Origin of the sequence: Streptomyces macrolidinus, assembly GCF_023887685.1 — a bacterium.
GTDB lineage: Bacteria > Actinomycetota > Actinomycetes > Streptomycetales > Streptomycetaceae > Streptomyces > Streptomyces macrolidinus.
The window spans coordinates 1-20,200 of the sequence record NZ_JAMWMR010000017.1 but is presented as its reverse complement, the minus strand read 5'-3'; the positions used below and the strand labels follow the sequence as shown (position 1 = coordinate 20,200).

The window sequence follows — 20,200 nt, the reverse complement described above, 5'->3', positions numbered from 1 at the left end:
CATCAAGTGATCGTCAGTCGCAGCGACTTGATGCCGTTGATGAAGTTCGAGACGAGCCGCTCGGGCGGTGCGGCGAGCCGGGGAGCGGGCAGCGCACGCAGCATCTCCTCGTAGAGCACCCGCAGTTGCAGCCGCGCGAAGTGCGCGCCGAGGCAGACGTGCGGGCCGTCGCCGAAGGAGACGTGCGGGTTCGGGGTGCGGGTCAGGCCGAGTCGGTCGGGCGCAGTGAAGGCGCGCTCGTCGCGGTTGGCCGACGCGTGGAAGACCACCACCTTGTCGCCCTCGCGGATGCGCCGACCGGCCAGCTCGGTGTCGACGGCGGCGGTCCGCCGGAAGCTGAGGACCGGCGGATGCCAACGCAGCAACTCTTCGATGGCAGAAGGGAGTTGCTCAGGGCGGTGGCGTAGGTCCTGGTACGCGGACGGGTGTTCGGCGAGCGCCAGGAGGCCGCCCGGTGCCGCCGAGCGCACCGTGTCGTTGCCCGCGATCGTCAGCAGGAAGAAGAACATCTCCAGCTCGGGGCCGGTGAGTTCGGGGTCGGTGGCGAGGGTGGTCATGATGTCGTCGGCCGGGTGGTCCCGCTTGTACGCGGCCAGGTGCCCGGCGTAGGCGAACATGTCGCGCAGGGCGCCCGGCGAGCGCGGGTTCACCGGTCTGCCCTCCGCGTCCACCAGCGGCTCACCGGCCTCGTCCGGGTCCTGGTAGCCGATCACGCGGTGGGTCCAGTGCAGCAGCAGGCCCCGGTCGGATGCGGGAACGCCCAGCAGATCGGTGAGGTTGAGGACGGCGTAGTCGTCGGTGACGGCGGCGACGACATCGCAGGTCCCGTCCTCTTCTCCTTCTCCTTCCCCGTCCGCGGCGCGGGCCCGGTCGAGGGCGTCCGCGACCAGGGTGCGGGCACGCTCGCGGGCGGTGGCCGCGAAGCGGTCGATACGGCGCGGGGTGAAGGCACGGCTCACCAGGCGCCGCAACCGGCCGTGGCCCGGCGGGTCCTGATTGAGCATCATGCGTCGGATGAACGGCAGGTCGTCCGGGTCCGGGTCGCGGATCTGCGTGGCGCCGAGGCACGAGGACCAGGTCCCCGCGTCCTTGAGCACGCGCACCACGTCCGCATGTCGCGTGACCGCCCAGAACCCGGGCCCCGCGGGCCAGCCGAGCACCTCCGGCTCGTCCTGCCAGGCGACCGGGTGGTGGTCGCGCAGGGTGCGGTACGCGGTATGGGGGACCCCCTCGGCGTACCGGCGCGGGTCGAAGACGTCCGGGACGGGCGGTGCGTCCCGGACGCTCACGCGACCTCCTCGGCCCGCAGGAAGTCCTCGACCGTGCGCAGCAGTTCGAGGGGGGTCTCGTCCATCGCGTAGTGCCCGGCGGCCGGCAACTCGCGCAGCGCGCCTTGCGGATACCAGCGCAGCCAGGTCTCGCGCATCAGGGCCGCGGACAGCGCGGGGTCCAGCGCGCCCGTGACGGCCAGCGCGGGCACGCGCGAGCCCGTGACCTCCGCGTGGAAGTCCTCCAGGGCCCAGGAGTCCAGCCACGTACGGAAGGCCTTCGCGTCACTGTGCGCCAGCGAGCGCGCGACCATCCGGTCCAGCCACGCGGCCGGGCGCCGTCCGCCCGTGGTGACGTCGAGGATGGCGCGCCGGTGGTCCGGGCGGTGCGCGGCGCCCGCGAACAACTCCCACTGGTCGGCGGGCAACCGCAGGCCCGAGGCCGGGACGGGGGAGACCCCGACGATCCGGCGCAGCCGCGCGGGCGCGAGCGCCAGCAGCCGCTGGGCGACCGCGCCGCCCATCGAATGCCCGATCACGGAGAACCGCTCCCAGCCCAGCCGGTCGGCCAGCGCCACGAGGTCCGCGGCGGCCTCGGCGGTACTGAAGGCACCGGCCGCGTCCTTCGCCGCCCCGTACCCGCGCAGGTCCACCAGCGCGTAGGTGAACTCCCGGCGATCGAGGTCCGGGAGCACCGCCGCGTACGCGGCCCGGTCGGCGAACCAGCCGTGCACCGCGAACACCTGGTGGGCGCCGTCGCCGTGCACTTCGTGAGGCAGTACGAAGGAGGTCATGGGACCACGGTGGCGTGGGGGAGTTGGCTCGGCAAGGGGGCGTGCGATCACGGTGGGGGCTCGGCAAGGGGCGTGCGCACTCAGGAGTCGCCGTCGCCCGCGACCGCCGGACCGTTGCCGCCCTGCCCCGCGGAGCTGCCACGACCGGCACCGTCGCGAGGCCTCCACGCCCCGAATGCACACGATGGTGTGATCATGTTCTGCCCCGCGGATGCCCCCGACGGGCCCTGGGTAGGGCCGGGCCATGACGCAGCCGTTCGAACTCCCTCACTTCTACATGCCGTACGCCGCGCGGCTGAACCCCCATGTCGACGAGGCGCGGGCCCACACCACCCAATGGGCGCGCACCATGGGCATGTTGGAGGGGTCCGGTATCTGGGACCAGGCCGACCTCGACGCCCACGACTACGGCCTGCTGTGCGCGTACACCCATCCCGACTGTGACGGCCCGGCCCTCTCGCTCATCACCGACTGGTACGTGTGGGTGTTCTTCTTCGACGACCACTTCCTGGAGACCTTCAAGCGCACCCAGGACCGAGCGGGCGGCAAGGCCTATCTGGACCGGCTGCCGCTGTTCATGCCGCTCGACCTCGCGACCCCGGTACCCGAGCCGCAGAACCCCGTCGAGGCCGGACTCGCCGATCTGTGGGCGCGTACGGTGCCGTCGATGTCCCTGGACTGGCGCAGGCGGTTCGCGGTCGCCACCGAGCATCTTCTCAACGAGTCCCTGTGGGAGCTGTCCAACATCAACGAGGGCCGGATCGCCAACCCGGTCGAGTACATCGAGATGCGCCGCAAGGTCGGCGGCGCCCCTTGGTCCGCCGGGCTCGTCGAGTTCGCGACCGCCGAAGTGCCCGCCGTCGTCGCGGGGTCGAGGCCGCTGCGCGTGCTCATGGAGACGTTCTCCGACGCGGTCCATCTGCGCAACGACATCTTCTCCTACCAGCGCGAGGTCGAGGAGGAGGGCGAACTCAGCAACGGCATCCTCGTCCTGGAGACGTTCTTCGACTGCGCCACGCAGCAGGCCGCCGACACCGTCAACGACATCCTCACCTCGCGCCTGCACCAGTTCGAACACACCGCGCTCACCGAAGTGCCCGCACTGGCCCTGGACAAGGGCCTGACCCCGGACCAGGTCGCGGCCGTCGCCGCGTACGCGCAGGGACTTCAGGACTGGCAGTCCGGCGGCCATGAATGGCACCTGAGGTCCAGCCGCTACATGAACCAGGGAGCCACCGAGAAGCAGCGGCCCCTCGGCCTGTCGGGCATCGGGATGTCCGCCGCCGATGTGCGCGGACTGCTCGCCGACGCGGGGGCCGAACGGATGCGCGCGTACACGCACGTCCCCTTCCAGCCGGTGGGGCCCTCGCTGATCCCCGATCTCCCCATGCCCTACGAGGTGCAGCTCAGCCCCCATCTCGACGGCGCCCGACGCCGCCTCGTCCCCTGGATGCACGAGACGGGCATGCTCGAAGAAGGCGTCTGGGACGAGGACAAGCTCGCGGCGTACGACCTTCCGCTGTGCGCGGCGGGCCTGGACCCCGACGCCACCCCCGAGGCGCTGGACCTCAGCTCCCGCTGGCTAGCCTGGGGCACCTACGGCGACGACTACTACCCGCTGGTCTTCGGCAACCGACGCGACCTCGCGGCGGCCAAGCTGTGCACCGAACGGCTGTCGTCGTGCATGCCGCTCGACGGCGAGACGCCGCCCGTGCCCGTCAACGCCATGGAACGCGGACTGCTCGATCTGTGGACGCACAGCACGGCCGCGATGACGCGTGAGCAACGGCGCTCGCTGCGCGCCGCCGTGGACACGATGACGGAGAGCTGGCTGTGGGAGCTGTCCAACCAGCTCCAGCACCGCATCCCGGACCCCGTCGACTACTTGGAGATGCGCCGCGCCACCTTCGGCGCCGACCTCACCAAGAACCTGTGCCGCATGGGGCACGGCCCCGAGGTCCCGCCCGAGGTGTACAACAGCGGCCCGGTCCGCGCGTTGGAGAACGCGGCCATCGACTACGCGATGCTGATCAACGACGTGTTCTCGTACCAGAAGGAGATCGAGTACGAGGGCGAGGTGCACAACGCCGTCCTCGTCGTGCAGAACTTCTTCGGCTGCGACTACCCGACGGCCACCCGCGTCGTGGGCGACCTGATGAACCAGCGCCTGGAGCAGTTCCAGCATGTCGCCGCACACGAACTGCCCGTGCTCTACGACGACTTCGACCTGTCCGGCAAGGCACGCGCGACCATGGACGGCTACGTCGGGGAACTGCAGAACTACATGTCCGGCATCCTCAACTGGCACCGCGGCTGCCACCGCTACGGCGCGGCCGACCTGGCCCGCCGCGCCCACGGCTTCGTACCGGATCTGGCACCTGCTGCCATCAAGTGGTCGGTCCCGAAGGCCCACTTGGCAGTTCACTGACGGCGACAGCCCACTGGGCAGGACGACCGAAAGTATTCGCCCGGAACGGGGCATTCAGGGAACTATGGCGTGGCGCCAGGAGTCCTTGGATGTGACGGCGGTTCGACCAGGCTGCCGGGACGAAACGAGCACAAGGGAACACGGGGGGGTGTTCGACCTTGACCGACATCATCGAGCGAGCCATCGGCACAGGGGCGGGGGAGCAGGAGGGAACGCCGGGCCGACCGGCGCCGGGTGAACTGACGCCGTACGTGGCGCCGTTGACGATCCCGCCCGTCCTGCGCCCGTACGCGGGCGATGTCCTGCGGGAGACCGAGATCGCCCTGCGCCCCACGTGGGTGCGCCTGCATCCGCAGTTGCCGCCCACGCTCATGTGGGGGTACGACGGGTCGGTGCCGGGCCCGACCATCGAGGTGCGCCGTGGTCAGCGCATCCGCATCGCCTGGACCAACCGCATCCCGAAGGAGAGCGAGTATCCGGTCACGGCCGTCCAGGTCAAGTCGCGTGAGCGGGGCGCCCCGGCGAGCACGGAGCCGGGGCGTGGGGGCGTCGAGCCGGACAAGGACGTGGCGGCCCTGCCCGCCTGGTCGGTGACGCATCTGCACGGCGCCCAGACCGGCGGCGGCAACGACGGCTGGGCGGACAACGCCGTGGGATTCGGCGACGCCCAGCTCTCGGAGTACCCGAACGACCACCAGGCGACGCAGTACTGGTACCACGACCACGCCATGAACATCACGCGCTGGAACGTGCAGACGGGACTGTTCGGCACGTATCTGATCCGCGACGACGAGGAGGACGCGCTCCGACTCCCCTCGGGGGAGCGGGAGATCCCGCTGCTGCTCGCCGACCGGAACCTGGACACGGACGAGGACGGCCGTCTCAACGGCCGCCTGCTGCACAAGACCGTCATGGTCGAGGAGCGGAACGCCGAGACGGGCAAGCCGGTGACCCTGCCCTTCACCGGCCCCTACACCACGGTCAACGGCGGCATCTGGCCGTATGCCGAGGTGGCCCCGGCCTGGTACCGCTTCCGGCTGCTGAACGCGTCCAACGCGCGCATCTACGACCTGGTCCTCGTGGACGAGGAGAACACCCCGGTGCCGGGTGTGGTGCACCAGATCGGCAGCGACGGCGGGCTGCTGCCGCGCCCCGTGCCGATCGACTTCGACGACGCGCTGCCGACGCTGACCGCCGCCCCGGCCGAGCGGTTCGATCTCCTGGTCGACTTCCGGCAGTTGGCCGGGCGGACGCTGCGGCTGGTCGACAAGGGCCCGAACCAGCCCGCGGGGGTGCCCGACCCGGAGGGCGACGTGCGCTACCCGGACGTGCTGGAGTTCCGCGTCGGCGGGTGCGACGACGAGACCGCGAAGGGCGAGACGGGGGCAGACGCCTTCGAGTTGCCCGAGGTGCTCTCGGGCTCCTTCCGCCGCCTCACCCACGACATCGACCACGGCCACCGGCTGATCGTGCTCACCCCACCGGCCACCAAGGGCGCCGGTGGCCACCCGGAGATCTGGGAGATGACCGAGGTGGCGGACACGAGGGGCCTCCGGCTCCCCGCCGAGGGCGTCATCCAACTCACCGGCGCGGACGGCAGGACGAAGACGTACCGGCGTACGGCCCGCACGTTCAACGACGCTCTCGGCTTCACCCTCGCCGAAGGCAGCTACGAACAGTGGAGCTTCCTCAACCTCGCCCCGATCGTCCACCCCATGCACATCCATCTGGCCGACTTCCAGATCCTCGGCCGCGACGCGTACGACATCTCGGGCTTCGACCCGGCGATGGGCGGCACCCGCGCCCCGATCGCGTTCACCCCGGCCACATCGATACCCCTCGCTCCCAACGAGCGTGGCCACAAGGACGTGTTCCGGGTGCCGGGCGGCCAGATCCTGCGCGTGATGGGCCGGTTCGACGGGGCGTACGGCCGGTTCATGTACCACTGCCACCTCCTCGAACACGAGGACATGGGCATGATGCGGCCGTTCGTCGTCATGCCGAGCGAGGCGATGAAGTTCAGCCACGACATGGGGCACGGCGGGCACGAGGGTCACATGGGCTGACCGGTCGCGGGCGAGCGGCGGTTCGGCCATCGGAGGTTCATTCGGCCTTCGGAGGTTCAGCGGAGCCGCGCCCGCTCGCCCGCGTGCTCCACCGCGGCTCGCGCCAGCGCCCGGACGATCGGGTGCGGGCGCGAGCCGTCGCCCGCCAGCTCCGGCTGGAAGAGGGTGGCCAGGAAGAAGGGATGGCCGGGGAGTTCGGCTACCCGGACGGCACCGTCCTCGTCGTGACCACTGAACCGCAGCCCGTGCGCGCGCAGCGCGTCGAGGTGCCGGGTGGGGCCGTACGCGCAGAAGTACTGCTCGACGGTCCGCTCGGCGCCGATCACCGACCGGGCCAGCGAGTCCGGCTCGACACGGACCGCGGCCTCGTGGCCGAGCAGGGAGCAGGCGAGCGGTTCGATGAGCGGGTCGTCGGCATCGGGGTCGTTCTCGGCGTGGGCGACCCGGGTCAGACCGCAGACCGTACGGGCGTACTCCAGCAAGGTGTGCTGGAAGCCGCCGCACGTACCGAGGAACGGGATGCCGTGCTCGCGGGCAGCCCCTACCGCGGCGAGGACACCCGCCTCGCTGCGGTAGGGGCTGCCCGGCACGACCCACACCGCGTCGAACCCGCGCACCACGTCCTCGTCCCCCGCCTCCTCGGACGGGATCCAGTACGCGTCGAGGACGAGCCGGTCCCGCTCGACGAGCGCCGCGAGCAGGCGAGGGATACGGCTGTGCGAGACGACGGTGGGGGAACGGTCGCCCACCAGGGCGAGACGGGCGGTGTGCGAGGCGGTGTCTGTCATGCCCCCATGCTCGACGCACCCCGTGATTCACGTCCAACGATGATTCATGGTGATTCGATAAGCAGCGCTAATGTCACCCTGATGTCATGAGCCGATAGGAGGTCGGCTGGGACGAAGGAAGGCTGCTGAAAGGCAATGGACCCACATCTCCTGCGGACGTACGTCACCGTGGCCCGGCTCGCCTCCTTCTCGGAGGCCGCGCGGGAACTCGGCTACACCCAGTCCGCGGTGTCGCAGCACATCGCCGCACTGGAGCAGGACCTCGGCGCACCGCTGCTGACCCGGCGCCCGGTCGCGCCCACCGCGGCGGGCGAACGGCTGCTGGAGCACGCCGGACCGCTGCTGCTGCGCCTGGAGGCGGCGCGGGCCGACGTGGCCCGGATCGTGGCCGCGCCGCCTCTCGGGGTGAGCCTCGCGGCGACGCCCACCGCGCTCGGGCCGCGCGTCCTCGCCGCCCTGCCCGCCGCGGGCGTGACGCTGCGGGTGCTCGCGCGCGAGCGGATCCCGGCCATGGTCGCCACGGGCGGCGCGGACCTGGGCCTGATCGACGGACTGGCCGCGCCCAGCGATCCGCTGCGGCTGCCCGACGTGGCGCCGCTGACGACCGAGGGCGCGGGAGAGGAGCCCGTGTGCGTGCTCCTGCCCGAGACCCATCCGCTCGCCGCACGCGCGGGGCTCCGACTCGCCGACCTCGCGGACGCCCGCTGGCTGGACGCCCCCGACGCGGGCCTGCCCCTCGCCCACCTGCGCGCCGCGACCGGCGCCGCCGGCTTCACCCCGGCCCTGCGCTACGACGGCACCGACCTGCGTACCCTCATCGCCCTGGCCACCACCGGCCACGGCCTGACCCTCCTGCCCCGCTCGACGGCAACCGCCCTCCCTGGCACCACCGCCGTCCCCCTCACCGCCCCACGCGTGGTCCACCGCACGGAACTGATCCACGGCACCCCCCTGCGCGGCGCGGCAGCGACACTGGCGAAGCGCTTGCTGAGCCACGCGAAGGACTGACCACCAGCACCCCGCCCCGGCAATGGGCTCGCGTCGGCCCCCGTCGCGGGGCAGGATGCTGCCCGGAGAACCCGGCTTGCTCGACCTGTGGAGGACATGGATGACCGCGCTGCCCGACGACGACGGACCCGTGCGCTTCACCGCCGAGGACTACGCGGCCCGGATGCGGCGTGCCGCCGAGAGCGCGGCCGGGGCCGGGCTCGACGGGCTGCTGATCGCGCCCGGACCCGACCTGGTGTGGCTGACGGGATACCGGCCGGTCGAGACCGAGCGGCTCACCCTTCTGGTGCTGCGGGCCGGGCAGGACCCCGTCCTCGTCGTACCGACCCTGGAGGCCCCCGACGCCGCCGCGGCGGTCGGCGCGCCCGCGCTGACCCTGCGCGACTGGACCGACGGCCAGGACCCGTACCAGGCGGCCGGCTCCCTGCTCGACTCCACCGGCCGCTACGGCATCAGCGACAACGCCTGGGCCCTGCATCTGCTCGGCCTGCGCGACCGGCTCCCGGACAGCGGCCACATCGCCCTCACCCGCGCGCTCCCGATGCTGCGGGCCGTCAAGGACGCCGCGGAACTCGACCGGCTCGCGGCCGCCGGCGCGGCGGCGGACGCGACGTACGAGGAGATCCGGAAGGTCTCCTTCGGCGGACGCCGCGAGCGCGAGGTCGCCGCGGATCTCGCCGGTCTGCTGCGGCAGTTCGGGCACGAGCAGGTCGACTTCACCATCGTCGCCTCGGGCCCCAACGGCGCCAACCCGCACCACGAGGCGGGCGAGCGCGTCATCGAGCGCGGTGACATGGTCGTCCTCGACTTCGGTGGCCTCAAGCACGGCTACGGTTCGGACACCTCCCGCACGGTCCACGTCGGCGAACCGACCGACGAGGAGCGCAGGGTGCACGAGCTGGTGCACGCGGCCCAGGAGGCGGGCTGCCGGGCGGTCAGGCCGGGCGCGGCCTGCCAGGACGTGGACCGGGCGGCCCGCGCGGTCATCGCCGACGCCGGATACGGCGAGTACTTCATCCACCGCACCGGGCACGGCATCGGCGTCACCACCCACGAGCCGCCCTACATGATCGAGGGTGAGGAACAGCCCCTCGTCCCCGGCATGTGCTTCTCCGTGGAGCCCGGCATCTATCTGCCGGGCCGCTTCGGCGTCCGTATCGAGGACATCGTGACGGTGACCGACGACGGCGGACGCCGCCTCAACACCACGGCCCGCGAGCTGGCGTTGGTCGACTGACCGGGCCGACGGCACGCTCATGAACCAGGCACCGACACCCACGGCGGAGACGGTACGGCGACTCGCCCGCTCCCACCTCCACGACGGCGGAGGCGAGGGCGACGGACCGGCCGTGTCGCCCGTCGGCGGGGGCGGTGGCCCCCTCTCCACCTGGTGGGTCGGCACGAGCCATGTGCTGCGCCTGGCCACCGACCGCGACGCCACCGGGCGCCAGCGCCGCGAACTGCGGCTGCGCGCCCTGGTGCGGTCCCACGTCCGGATCGCGGCCCCGACGAGCGTCGCGCGCGGAGAGTGGGCCGAGGGCCTCGGCTATACCCTCGACACCCGGCTGCCCGGCGCCGCGGGCGAGGGCCGGAGCGTCTCGGCGGTCGGCGAGACGGACCTCGCGGCGCTGCTCGCCGGGCTGCGCGAGGTGCCCGTACGACAGGCCGAGGCGCTCGGCGTCCCGCGCGTGCCGCCCCGCTCCCTGGAGACCCTGCGGACGGACGCCGCGCGCGCCGCCGGACGCCTCGCCGAGGCGGACGAGTTCGACCCCGTCCGGCTCGCCCAGTTCACCGCGCCCGCCGCCCGCCAGCTCGCGACGCAGCCCGGCGCTTCCGTCCTGGTGCACCACAGCCTCCGCGGCGACCATCTCGTGGTGAGCGGCGACGGACGCGTGCGCGGTGTGCTCGGCTGGACCGACGCGATCGTCGGCGACCCGGCCGAGGACATCGCCCAACTCGCCGTCGCCCTCGGCGCGCCCGCCGCCGTACGCGCCGCCACCCTCGCCGGGTACGGCGCCCGCCCCTGCCTGCGCGGCCTGTGGCTCGCCCGCTGCGACACGCTCGTCCGCCTCGCCGACGGGCTCGAGGGCCGCGACCGCACCCCGCTCCCGGTCCTGCGCGAGCGGTCGCGGCGCGCCTGGGAGGCGATCCTGCTGGAGCGGCTCGCCGAACTGCCGGACGACGACACGCCGTAGAAGCGGTGGGCGCGCTCCTGTCACGCCTGCGTCAGCACCACGCACGACTCGCCCGGCAGGTTCAACACCCCGTCCTCGCCCGGAGGCGCCACCGGCTCCCACGCGGCCAGCACGCGCGCGTGGACGCCGAGCGGGATGCGGGCCGGTCGCCGGGAGAGGTTCACGGCGACCCGTACGTCCCCGCGGCGGAAGGCGAACCAGCGGGCGTCCTCGCCGTAGGCGACCTTCACGTCCGCGAGGTCGGGTCCGGAGAGGTCCGGCTGGGCGTGGCGCAGGGCGATCAGCTCGCGGTACCAGGCCAGCACGCGCGCGTGCGGGGCGCGTTCCGGCTCGGACCAGTCGAGGCAGGAACGCGCGCGTGTCGCCGGGTCCTGCGGGTCGGGCACGTCCTCCTCCGCCCAGCCGTGCGCCGCGAACTCCCGGCGCCTGCCGTGCCGTACGGCGTCGGCGACGCCGGGATCGGTGTGGTCGGTGAAGAACTGCCAGGGGGTTCCCGCGGCCCACTCCTCGCCCATGAACAGCATCGGTGTGAACGGGGCGGTGAGCACCAGCGCCGCCGCGCACGCCAGCAGCCCCGGGGAGAGAGACGCGGCGAGCCGGTCGCCCTGCGCGCGGTTGCCGATCTGGTCATGGGTCTGGGCGTAGCCGAGCAGCCGGTGCGCGGGGACACGGGTACGGTCCAGCGGGCGGCCGTGATGGCGGCCCCGGAACGTCGAGTAGCTGCCGTCGTGGAAGAAGCCGCCGGTCAGGGTCTTGGCGAGGGCCGCGAAGGGGGCGCGCGCGAAGTCCCCGTAGTAGCCCTGCGATTCGCCGGTGAGCGCCGTGTGCAGGGCGTGGTGGAAGTCGTCGTTCCACTGCGCGTGCACGCCGAGACCCGACTGCGCGCGCGGGGTGATGACACGCGGGTCGCCCAGGTCCGACTCGGCGATCAGGAACAGCGGTCGGTCCACCTCGGCCGCCAACGCGTCCACCGCCTGCGACAGTTCCTCCAGGAAGTGGATCGCGCGCGTGTCGCGCAGCGCGTGCACCGCGTCCAGTCGCAGCCCGTCGAGCCGGTAGTCGCGCAGCCAGGCCAGCGCGCTGCCGACGAGATACGCGCGTACCTCGTCCGAGCCCGGCCCGTCGAGGTTCACGGCGGCGCCCCAGGGGGTGCGATACGTATCGGTGAAGTACGGTCCGAACGCCGGGAGATGGTTGCCCGAGGGGCCGAGATGGTTGTGCACCACGTCCAGGACGACACCGAGGCCGAGTTCATGGGCGCGGTCGACGAATCGCTTCAGCGCCTCGGGCCCGCCGTACGGCTCGTGCACCGCCCACAGGGACACGCCGTCGTACCCCCAGCCATGACGGCCCGGGAACGGACACAACGGCAACAACTCGACGTGCGTGACGCCCAGGTCCGCCAGATGCCCGAGCCGCTCGGTGGCCGCGTCCAGCGTGCCCTCGCGCGTGTACGTCCCCACGTGCAGCTCGTACAGCACCGCGCCCGGCAGCGCCCGCCCCGACCACGCGGCACGCCAGGGGTACCGCCCCTGGTCGACGACCGCGCTGAGCCCGTCGGGGCCGTCCGGCTGGCGACGCGAGCGCGGGTCGGGCAGCACGGGGCCGTCGTCCAGGGCGAATCCGTACCGGGTGCCGTCCTCGGCCTCCGCCGTACCGGTCCACCACCCCGCGCGTTCCGGATCGCGTTCCAACGCGCGCGTGGCGCCACCGCAGTGGAGCGTCACCCGGGCGGCCTGCGGCGCCCACACCTCGAACTGCACGGACAGTTCCCCCTTGTCTGCTCATGTGACTGCCAGGTGACCGCTCATGTGTGTCTGCACATGTGTGTCCGCCCATGGCGATCCCGTGGATCCCTCGTGGGTCACAGGAGATCAATTCCCGGGGGAACCTTCCCCGTTGACACACCGATGCAAGCGCACAGCCCCAAGTGCCGCCCCTCCGTTTTCTGGACACCTCCACCCGCTCTGACCCACAATCACCTGTGTGACGTCGTCCTTCGAGTTCCATACGTACCCCGCGCGGCTGTCGGACGCCGAGCGTGACAGGGCGCTGAAGGTGCTCCGTGACGGCGTCGCCCTCGGGCGTCTGTCGCACGAGACGTTCATGCGGCGCATGGAGTTGGCGCTGGCCGCCCGTCAGCCGCATGAACTGGTCGCGCTCACCGCGGACCTGCCGCCCGAGAAGCGCTGGTCCCGGATCGTCTTCGGGAGCGTCGAGGCGGTGTCGGGGTTCACCGTACGGCTGCGCAGGGCCTGGCGGGCCGAGCGGCTGCCCAAGCTGCTGCTGCCGCACCCCGCCAGCCCGCACCCGCTGCGGATAGGCCGTGACCCCGCCAGCGGCCTCAGACTCAGCCATGACACGGTCTCCCGCGTGCACGCCGAACTGACCCACCAGGGCGGCCTGTGGGTGCTGCGCGACCTCGGCTCGACCAACGGCACGACGGTCAACGGCCGCCGCGTGATCGGCGCGGCGGTCGTCCGCGACGGCGACCAGGTGGGCTTCGGAGACATGACGTTCCGCCTGGCGACGGAGTAGCCCGACGACGACGCTCTGCCCGGCTGCCCCGCCCCTCACTCCCCGTCGGCCCGCTCCAGCAGGGCCACCGGTAGCCGGGCGAACAGGTCGCTCACGCGTGTGCGGCCCTCGAACTCCCGGTCAGGGGCGAGCGCGTCGGTCCAGCGGCCCGGTGGCAGCGGGAGAGAGGTGTCGCGCCAGCCGCCCGCCTCCGCCAGACGCAGCGACAGTCGCGTGACCGCCGTGAGCGCCTGGCCGGAGCGTACGAACGCCACACAGTGCGCGGCGCCCGGTCCCTCGGCGGACAGTGGCGTGTACGTCGCCGACGTGCCGAAGACCTCCGGGCGTCGCCGGCGCAGTCGCAGGGCCGCCCTGGTGAGATCCAGCTTGCCGGAGGCGCGGGTCTGCGGTGCGAACGGGGCTCGGTTGTCCGGGTCGACCAGCGCCCGGTACTCGCCCTCCGTGCCCTGGTAGACGTCCGGCACGCCCGGCATCGTCAGATGGATCAGGGCGGCCCCCAGGACGTTGGCGCGGATGTGCGGCGCCAGCGTGTCACGGAACCCCGTCACCAGCCGTCCCGGCGCCCCGCACGGACCGCCCGCGACGAACGCCGCCACGGCCTCCTCGTACGCGGGATCCTGCTCGGTCCACGAGGTGCGCAGCCCCGCCTCGCGGACGTGCTTGAGCAGTGCCCCCTGAACGCGCTCCGCGTCCGCCCGCCCCAGTCCGAAGAACGTCTGCCACCCGGCCCACACCATTTGCGCTCCGGGCGCCACGTGGCCCGCGCGGGTCACCTCGGCCAGCACGTCGGCCCAGCGGTCGGGGGCCTGTGTGAGCACCGAGATCGCCGCGCGTACGTCCGCGCTGCGCTTCGTGTCGTGCGTCGACAGGGCGGTGCCGGTGGCGGGCCAGTCGCGCTGCACGCGCGCGCAGTACGCGTGGAAGTCCTCGGCGCTCACGGCCGGAGCTCCGGGATCGCCGCCCACCTCGTTCGCCGACAGCAGCGGCACATAGCGGTAGAACGCCGTGTCCTCCACGGACTTGGCGCGCAGCGCCGACGCCGTCTGCGCGAACCGGGCCCGGAACTCCGCGTGTCCGGGGCCGTCCTCGGCCCGCCCCAGCACCAGATCCCGTACGACGTCCACCGCGTGCGCCTCCTCGGGCACCGTGAAGGCGGTACGGGCCTCGGCGGCGGCCTGCTCGGTGACCACCGCGGCGGCGTCCGTGGAGGCGTACGGACGGTAGACCTCCAGCCGGACGAGGAGTTCCCGCAGTGCGGTGCGCAGCGCCCACGGGGCGTGGTCGCGCAGGGCGGGGTCCTCGGCGCACACCCGGCTCGCCACGCGCGTGAGGCGGTCCGTCTCGGCGGCCAGCTCGTGCGTGACGACCCGGTACGCGGCCCGGCGCACCGTCGGGGCCCACGCGCCGCCCTCGTCGTCGGGCGGTGCCGCAAACCGCCGGTAGAGGTCGAGCAGTTCCTCGGCGCCCGCCGGGTCGATGAAGAGCCCGTCCACCCGGCGCAGCGCGTCGTAGCCGGTGGTGCCCGCGACCGGCCAGCTCGCGGGCAGCCGCTCGTCCGCCGCAAGGATCTTCTCGACCACCGTCCAACGGCCCCCGGTGGCCTCGTGCAGACGGCACAGATACGCGTCCGGGTCGGCGAGGCCGTCCGGATGGTCCACCCGCAGCCCGTCGATCACGCCCTCCTCGACGAGCCGCAGCAGCGTGCCGTGCGTCGCTGCGAAGACCTCCGGGTCCTCGACGCGCACCCCGATGAGGTCGGAGATGGTGAAGAACCGCCGGTAGTTGAGCTCCGTACGGGCCAGCCGCCACCACGCCAGGCGGTACCACTGGGCGTCGAGCAGCCGTGGCAGCGGCAGCGACTCGGTGCCCTCGCGCAGCGGGAACACCTGGTCGTGACAGCGCAGTACGGCCCCGTCGACCGTCAGCTCCCCCAGCTCCTCGCCGAGCCGCTGCCCCAGCACCGGCAGCAGCACCCGGCCGCCCCCCGCGTCCCAGTCGATGTCGAACCAGCGCGCGTACGGCGACGCCGGGCCCTCGCGCAGCACCTCCCACAGGGCGCGGTTGTGGCGCGGCGAGAGCGCCATGTGGTTCGGGACGATGTCCACGACCAGGCCGAGGCCGTGCTCGCGCGAGGTGCGGGCCAGGGAGCGCAGCCCCGCCTCGCCGCCCAACTCGGCGCGCACACGCGCGGGGTCGACGACGTCGTACCCGTGGGCCGAGCCCGGCACGGCCTCCAGGACGGGGGACAGATGCAGATGCGAGACACCCAGCCCGGCCAGGTACGGCACGGCCGCCTCCGCCGCCGCGAACGGGAACCGCGGCTGCACCTGGAGCCGGTAGGTGGCCGTGGGCACGGCCCGGTCGGAGCGCACCGGGGTCATGACGTGCCCCGTACGGTCGTTCCGTACGGTCATGAGGCGCCCCGCACCCGCTCCGCGCCAGAACCGTCTCCCGCGCCCGGCGGTCGCTGCAGCACCGTCAGGCTCCGGTCCACCAGGGTCAGCCGGTCCCCGGCCGCGACCTTCGTGCCCGCGCCCGGCGCCACCGCCTTCGCGAGCGCGGTGTCGGCGACCACCTGCCACGGCCCTCCGAGCCCGAGCGGTACCACGAACTCCAGCGTCTTCGGGGAGGCGTTGAACAGCAGCAGGAACGAGTCGTCCACGATCCGCTCCCCGTGCGGGCCCGGCTCGGAGATCGCGCTGCCGTTGAGGAACACGGTCAACGCGCCGACCTGCGCCGACGTCCAGTCCCGCGGGGTCATCTCCGCGCCCCGCGGGGTGAACCACACGATGTCGGACAGCTCGTCGCGCGCGCCCGCGGCCGACGGGCCGTGGAAGAAGCGGCGGCGGCGGAAGACCGGGTGGTCGCGGCGCAGCCACACCATCGCGCGCGTGAACTCCAGCAGATCGCTGCCGTCCTTCGGCCACTCCACCCAGGACACCTCGCTGTCCTGGCAGTACGCGTTGTTGTTGCCCCGCTGGGTGCGCGCGAACTCGTCGCCGTGGCTGAGCATCGGCACCCCTTGGGAGAGCATCAGTGTGGCGACGAAGTTGCGCATCTGGCGCGCCCGCAGCTCCAGCACCGCCGGGTCGGTGCTCTCGCCCTCGGCGCCGCAGTTCCAGGAGCGGTTGTGGCTCTCGCCGTCGCGGTTGTCCTCGCCGTTGGCCTCGTTGTGCTTGGTGTCGTACGCGACGAGGTCGTGCAGCGTGAAGCCGTCGTGGCAGGTCACGAAGTTGATGGAGGCCAGGGGGCGGCGCCCGTCGTCCTGGTAGAGGTCCGAGGAGCCCGTCAGCCGGGACGCGAACTCCGCGAGCGTGCGCGGCTCACCGCGCCACAGATCCCGCACGGTGTCGCGGTACTTGCCGTTCCACTCGGTCCACAGCGGCGGGAAGTTGCCCACCTGGTAGCCGCCCTCGCCCACGTCCCACGGCTCGGCGATCAGCTTCACCTGGGAGACCACCGGGTCCTGCTGGACCAGGTCGAAGAACGACGACAGCCGGTCCACCTCGTGGAACTGCCGCGCCAGGGTCGCCGCCAGGTCGAAGCGGAAGCCGTCCACATGCATCTCGGAGACCCAGTAGCGCAGCGAGTCCATGATCAACTGCAGGACGTGCGGGGAGCGCATCAGCAGGGAGTTGCCGGTGCCCGTGGTGTCCGTGTAGTACCGCGGATCGTCCGCCAGCCGGTAGTACGAGGGGTTGTCCAGGCCGCGGAAGGAGAGCGTGGGGCCCAGGTGGTTGCCCTCGGCGGTGTGGTTGTAGACGACGTCCAGGATGACCTCGATGCCCGCCTCGTGCAGCGCCCGCACGGCCGACTTGAACTCGAGGACCTGCTGGCCGCGCTCGCCCCAGGAGGCGTACGCGTTGTGCGGCGCGAAGAAGCCGATGGTGTTGTAGCCCCAGTAGTTGCTCAGGCCCATGTCCACCAGACGGTGGTCGTGGACGAACTGGTGTACGGGCATCAGCTCCAGTGTGGTGACGCCGAGTTCGGCCAGATGCTCGATGACCGCCGGGTGCGCGAGGGCCGCGTAGGTGCCGCGCAGCTCTCCGGGCAGCGCGGGGTGACGCATCGTCAGGCCCTTCACATGGGCCTCGTAGATCACCGTGCGGTGGTACTCGGTGCGTGGTCGCCGGTCCTCGCCCCAGTCGAAGTACGGGTTGATCACCACGGACGTCATGGTGTGCGCCGCCGAGTCGAGATCGCTCCGCTTCTCGGGCGCCCCGAAGGGATAGCCGTACACCTCCTCGCCCCACCGCACGCTGCCGCAGACGGCACGCGCGTACGGGTCGAGCAGCAGCTTCGCCGCGTTGCAGCGCAGCCCGCGCTCGGGAGCGTACGGGCCGTGCACCCGGAAGCCGTAGCGCTGCCCCGGCATCACCCCCGGCAGATACGCGTGCCGTACGAACGCGTCGTTCTCCCGCAGTTCCACGGCCGTCTCCGAGCCGTCGTCGTGCAGCAGACACAGCTCGATCCGGTCGGCGGCCTCCGAGAAGACCGCGAAGTTGGTCCCGGCGCCGTCATAGGTGGCGCCGAGCGGATACGCCTCTCCAGGCCAGACCTGCATGGAGAAGACCTTCCCAGGTCCACCGGTCTTCGCGGGGTGTCCTGGCGTCGAGTCTCCCGGAATGGACGTGTCAACAGATATCCACCGGATCGCTCTGTGGGGTGAACGGCTGCGGGTTGTCGCCGTCCCGCGTGGGACGCGGACCGAACAGCCCTGCGACGCTCCCTCACCGGGCTTCTCTCTCGCCTCACACGACGTCAACGCTATGAATCCGCTCACTTCGCCCGCCCCTGTCAACCGGAACACGCTTGTGTCGACGGGGAGTTGAGAAACGACCCTGTCCATCCGGCTGCACCGCGCGGCGATCCCGGAGTACCCTTCCTTGATCGTTGGCTGGGGCGTGCCACACGAGAGGCCCTAGCCCCTGGGGAGGCTCGGGGGAGCGGAAGGCGGTGCGCGGGTGGGCTCGGGAGGGCTGGAGCTGCCCCCTGGTGGCGAGGGTCATGAGGGGAACTCCACGGATGTCCCGCCCGGGGCGGTGTCCCTGACACGGCCGATGGACATGGGCTCCATCGGACCGGAGCTGGACTGGGACGCCGACGCCTGGCACGAGGTGCGCACGCGCGCCCAGCGGGCGGGGCGGGCCTACATCTGGCTGAACCTCGTCGAACAGCGGCTGCGCGCCGTCGTGGCCGCGGTCCTGCGCCCCGTCTACGAACCCGTCCACGGCGACGACTGGGTGGTCGCCGCCGCCGGTCCGGCCGGTCAGGAGTGGGTGCAGCGCGCGGTCGCGGTACGCGAGGTCAGCCGCCGCAAGGGCTATCTGCTCGACCCCGCCGACGACAACGTCCTGAGCTTCCTCACCCTGCCGCAGCTGCGCGAGCTGATGGTGCAGCACTGGCCGTGCTTCGAGCCGTACGTCGACGAGCGGCGCGATGTCGAACTCGTCCTGGACGAGCTGGAAGTGACCCGGAACGTGGTCTCGCGCAACCGGGCCCTGTCGGAGGCCGTCCTCGCCCAGGCCGAGCGCGCCTCGGCCCGGCTGCTGGAGATCCTCGGCGCGGGCAGCGATGTGCCCTCCGCGCGGCGGCTGCCCGTCGACGCGGTGGAGGACCTGGTGGGCGACCGGTACGCGGACGTGGTCGCCGTCCACCCCGACCGGGTACGGCTGCTGCGGCAGTTCCCCGCCGAGGACCTCTTCGGCGGCTCCCGGCGCCTGGACGCCGTCGGCATAGGCCTCAACCTGCTGGTGCAGAACTTCTCCGGTCGCCGGCTGGTGCGGCTGGCCGAGTCGGGCTGCCGGGTGCGCGTGCTGTTCCTCAACCCCGCCTCCAGCGCGGTCAAGCGGCGTGAGCGGGAACTGGGCATCAAGAAGGGCGAGCTGAGCCGCGCCGTCGAGATGAACATCCTGCACATGCGCCGGGTCCGCTCGAAGCTGCGCGATCCGGGCGCCTTCGAGATCCGGGTCTTCGACGAGACCCCCCGCTTCACCGCGTACCTGGTCGACGGGGACGGCTCGGACGGCATAGCGGTCGTGCAGTCGTATCTGCGGCGCACCCGGGGCATGGAGGCGCCGGTGCTGGTGCTGCGCGGCGGCAGCAAGGTGGTCAGGTCGCAGGACATCGACGAGGGCGGCCTCTTCCCGACCTACCGCGAGGAGTTCGAGATGATGTGGGCGGATTCGCGACCGGTGTCCTGAACTGTCCGGTGGGGTGAGCGGAACGCGATCCTCGGATTGTCAGTGGCGCATGCGAGGGTGGAAGCCACTGGGGGAACGCACCACCGAGAAGGGGGGCCGCCATGGCCTGGCACCAAGAGCTGCTGATCGGCTTCGACCTGGAGACGACCGGGACGGATCCGTTCGAGGCGCGCATCGTCACGGGAGCGGTGATCGAGGTCGAGGACGGCCGACCGCGAGGACGCCGCGAGTGGCTGGCGGACCCGGGCGTCACGATCCCGGACGAGGCGGTCGCGGTCCATGGCATCAGCAATGAACGCGCGACCACCGAGGGCAGCCCGGCCGACCGGGTCGCGGACGCCCTCGCCGAGGTCCTGGTGGGGTACTGGAAGACGGGCGTCCCGGTCGTCGCCTACAACGCGGCCTTCGATCTGACCCTGCTCTCCGCCGAGTTGCGGCGGCACGGCCTGCCGTCCCTGCGCGACCGCCTGGGCGGCACGGACCCCGCGCCCGTCATCGATCCGTACACGATCGACCGCTGGGCCGACCGCTACCGCCGCGGCAAGCGCACGCTCGAAGCGGTCTGCGCGGAGTACGGGGTCGAGTGGGAGAAGGCGCATGACGCCGGGGCGGACGCCCTGGCCGCGGCCCGCCTCGCCGGGGCCATAGCGCGCCGCCACCCGAAGGTCGCGGCCCTCGGCCCGGCGGAGCTGCATCGCCGTCAGATCGAGTGGTACGCGGCCTGGGCGGCGGACTTCCAGAGCTTCCTGCGCCGCAAGGGCGACGCGGACGCCGTGGTGGACGGCGCCTGGCCGATGAGGCGGGCGGTGGAGCGGACGGCCTGACGGGGGCCGGGGGATCAGGGGATCGGGGGACTGGCGGGGGCGGGGGGGCGAAGGGGGGACCACGGGCCGGGGCCGCCCCCCCCCCCCC

General features: G+C 72.4%; 14 protein-coding genes. 8 read left to right on the top strand and 6 right to left on the bottom strand.

Annotated elements, in window-relative coordinates; translation table 11 throughout:
* Positions 1-2 precede the first annotated feature (2 nt).
* Both NGF19_RS19060 and NGF19_RS19055 read right to left on the bottom strand, forming a co-directional pair.
* Positions 3-1,289 carry a cytochrome P450 gene (locus NGF19_RS19060; RefSeq protein ID WP_252426192.1) on the bottom strand — a complete coding sequence of 429 codons (1,287 nt, stop codon included), beginning with the start codon at positions 1,287-1,289 and terminating at the stop codon, positions 3-5.
* Entirely contained in the window at positions 1,286-2,062 is a 777-nt protein-coding gene (locus NGF19_RS19055) for an alpha/beta fold hydrolase (RefSeq protein WP_252426191.1), read from the bottom strand. Before NGF19_RS19055 ends, NGF19_RS19060 begins: the two co-directional genes overlap by 4 nt.
* 244 nt (positions 2,063-2,306) lie before the next feature.
* Between NGF19_RS19055 and cyc2 the strand changes: the two genes are divergently transcribed.
* Both cyc2 and phsA read left to right on the top strand, forming a co-directional pair.
* Positions 2,307-4,490, top strand: a complete 2,184-nt coding sequence (gene cyc2 / locus NGF19_RS19050; RefSeq protein WP_252426190.1) for a germacradienol/geosmin synthase Cyc2 — start codon at positions 2,307-2,309, stop codon at positions 4,488-4,490.
* 158 nt (positions 4,491-4,648) lie between these two features.
* The gene (gene phsA, locus NGF19_RS19045; protein ID WP_372505691.1) at positions 4,649-6,556 is read left to right on the top strand and encodes an O-aminophenol oxidase PhsA; all 1,908 of its coding nucleotides are present in this window, start codon (positions 4,649-4,651) and stop codon (positions 6,554-6,556) included.
* A 56-nt stretch (positions 6,557-6,612) separates the two neighbouring features.
* Here phsA and NGF19_RS19040 read toward each other — a convergent pair whose 3' ends face one another.
* A complete protein-coding gene (locus NGF19_RS19040) occupies positions 6,613-7,344 on the bottom strand; it encodes a CTP synthase C-terminal region-related (seleno)protein (RefSeq protein WP_252426189.1) in 732 nt (243 codons plus the stop codon).
* Positions 7,345-7,479: 135 nt separating this feature from the next.
* Between NGF19_RS19040 and NGF19_RS19035 the strand changes: the two genes are divergently transcribed.
* The 3 genes from NGF19_RS19035 (at position 7,480) to NGF19_RS19025 (ending at position 10,547) form a co-directional block, all read left to right on the top strand.
* Complete coding sequence (locus NGF19_RS19035; protein WP_252426188.1) at positions 7,480-8,352, top strand: LysR family transcriptional regulator; 873 nt, start codon at positions 7,480-7,482, stop codon at positions 8,350-8,352.
* A 100-nt stretch (positions 8,353-8,452) separates the two neighbouring features.
* Positions 8,453-9,589 carry a M24 family metallopeptidase gene (locus NGF19_RS19030; RefSeq protein ID WP_252426186.1) on the top strand — a complete coding sequence of 379 codons (1,137 nt, stop codon included), beginning with the start codon at positions 8,453-8,455 and terminating at the stop codon, positions 9,587-9,589.
* 19 nt (positions 9,590-9,608) lie between these two features.
* On the top strand, positions 9,609-10,547 hold the full coding sequence (locus NGF19_RS19025; protein WP_252426185.1) for an aminoglycoside phosphotransferase family protein: 939 nt from the start codon (positions 9,609-9,611) through the stop codon (positions 10,545-10,547).
* Between the two features lie 20 nt (positions 10,548-10,567).
* Here NGF19_RS19025 and treZ read toward each other — a convergent pair whose 3' ends face one another.
* Positions 10,568-12,310, bottom strand: a complete 1,743-nt coding sequence (gene treZ, locus NGF19_RS19020) for a malto-oligosyltrehalose trehalohydrolase (RefSeq protein ID WP_252426184.1) — start codon at positions 12,308-12,310, stop codon at positions 10,568-10,570.
* Between the two features lie 223 nt (positions 12,311-12,533).
* On the opposite strand from treZ, the gene NGF19_RS19015 reads away from it, so the two are divergent.
* The gene (locus NGF19_RS19015) at positions 12,534-13,085 is read left to right on the top strand and encodes an FHA domain-containing protein (protein ID WP_252426183.1); all 552 of its coding nucleotides are present in this window, start codon (positions 12,534-12,536) and stop codon (positions 13,083-13,085) included.
* Positions 13,086-13,120: 35 nt separating this feature from the next.
* Here NGF19_RS19015 and treY read toward each other — a convergent pair whose 3' ends face one another.
* Both treY and glgX read right to left on the bottom strand, forming a co-directional pair.
* Positions 13,121-15,466 (bottom strand): malto-oligosyltrehalose synthase, encoded by a 2,346-nt coding sequence (treY, locus tag NGF19_RS19010; RefSeq protein WP_252426302.1) that lies wholly within the window; start codon positions 15,464-15,466, stop codon positions 13,121-13,123.
* A gap of 29 nt (positions 15,467-15,495) precedes the next feature.
* The gene (gene glgX, locus NGF19_RS19005; protein ID WP_252426182.1) at positions 15,496-17,649 is read right to left on the bottom strand and encodes a glycogen debranching protein GlgX; all 2,154 of its coding nucleotides are present in this window, start codon (positions 17,647-17,649) and stop codon (positions 15,496-15,498) included.
* Between the two features lie 400 nt (positions 17,650-18,049).
* Between glgX and NGF19_RS19000 the strand changes: the two genes are divergently transcribed.
* Positions 18,050-19,288, top strand: coding sequence for a DUF5919 domain-containing protein (locus NGF19_RS19000; protein WP_252426181.1), 1,239 nt, complete (start codon positions 18,050-18,052; stop codon positions 19,286-19,288).
* Positions 19,289-19,389: 101 nt separating this feature from the next.
* Positions 19,390-20,112 carry a 3'-5' exonuclease gene (locus NGF19_RS18995; RefSeq protein WP_252426179.1) on the top strand — a complete coding sequence of 241 codons (723 nt, stop codon included), beginning with the start codon at positions 19,390-19,392 and terminating at the stop codon, positions 20,110-20,112.
* Positions 20,113-20,200: the final 88 nt, after the last annotated feature.

Excerpts from the sequence above, each read along its gene's own strand:
- NGF19_RS19025 (WP_252426185.1), top strand. The coding sequence starts at position 9,609 with ATGAACCAGGCACCGACACCCACGGCGGAGACGGTACGGCGACTCGCC.
- NGF19_RS19035 (WP_252426188.1), top strand. The coding sequence starts at position 7,480 with ATGGACCCACATCTCCTGCGGACGTACGTCACCGTGGCCCGGCTCGCC.
- NGF19_RS19030 (WP_252426186.1), top strand. The coding sequence starts at position 8,453 with ATGACCGCGCTGCCCGACGACGACGGACCCGTGCGCTTCACCGCCGAG.
- NGF19_RS19040 (WP_252426189.1), bottom strand. The coding sequence starts at position 7,344 with ATGACAGACACCGCCTCGCACACCGCCCGTCTCGCCCTGGTGGGCGAC.
- glgX (WP_252426182.1), bottom strand. The coding sequence starts at position 17,649 with ATGCAGGTCTGGCCTGGAGAGGCGTATCCGCTCGGCGCCACCTATGAC.
- NGF19_RS18995 (WP_252426179.1), top strand. The coding sequence starts at position 19,390 with ATGGCCTGGCACCAAGAGCTGCTGATCGGCTTCGACCTGGAGACGACC.
- cyc2 (WP_252426190.1), top strand. The coding sequence starts at position 2,307 with ATGACGCAGCCGTTCGAACTCCCTCACTTCTACATGCCGTACGCCGCG.
- NGF19_RS19055 (WP_252426191.1), bottom strand. The coding sequence starts at position 2,062 with ATGACCTCCTTCGTACTGCCTCACGAAGTGCACGGCGACGGCGCCCAC.
- treY (WP_252426302.1), bottom strand. The coding sequence starts at position 15,466 with ATGACCCCGGTGCGCTCCGACCGGGCCGTGCCCACGGCCACCTACCGG.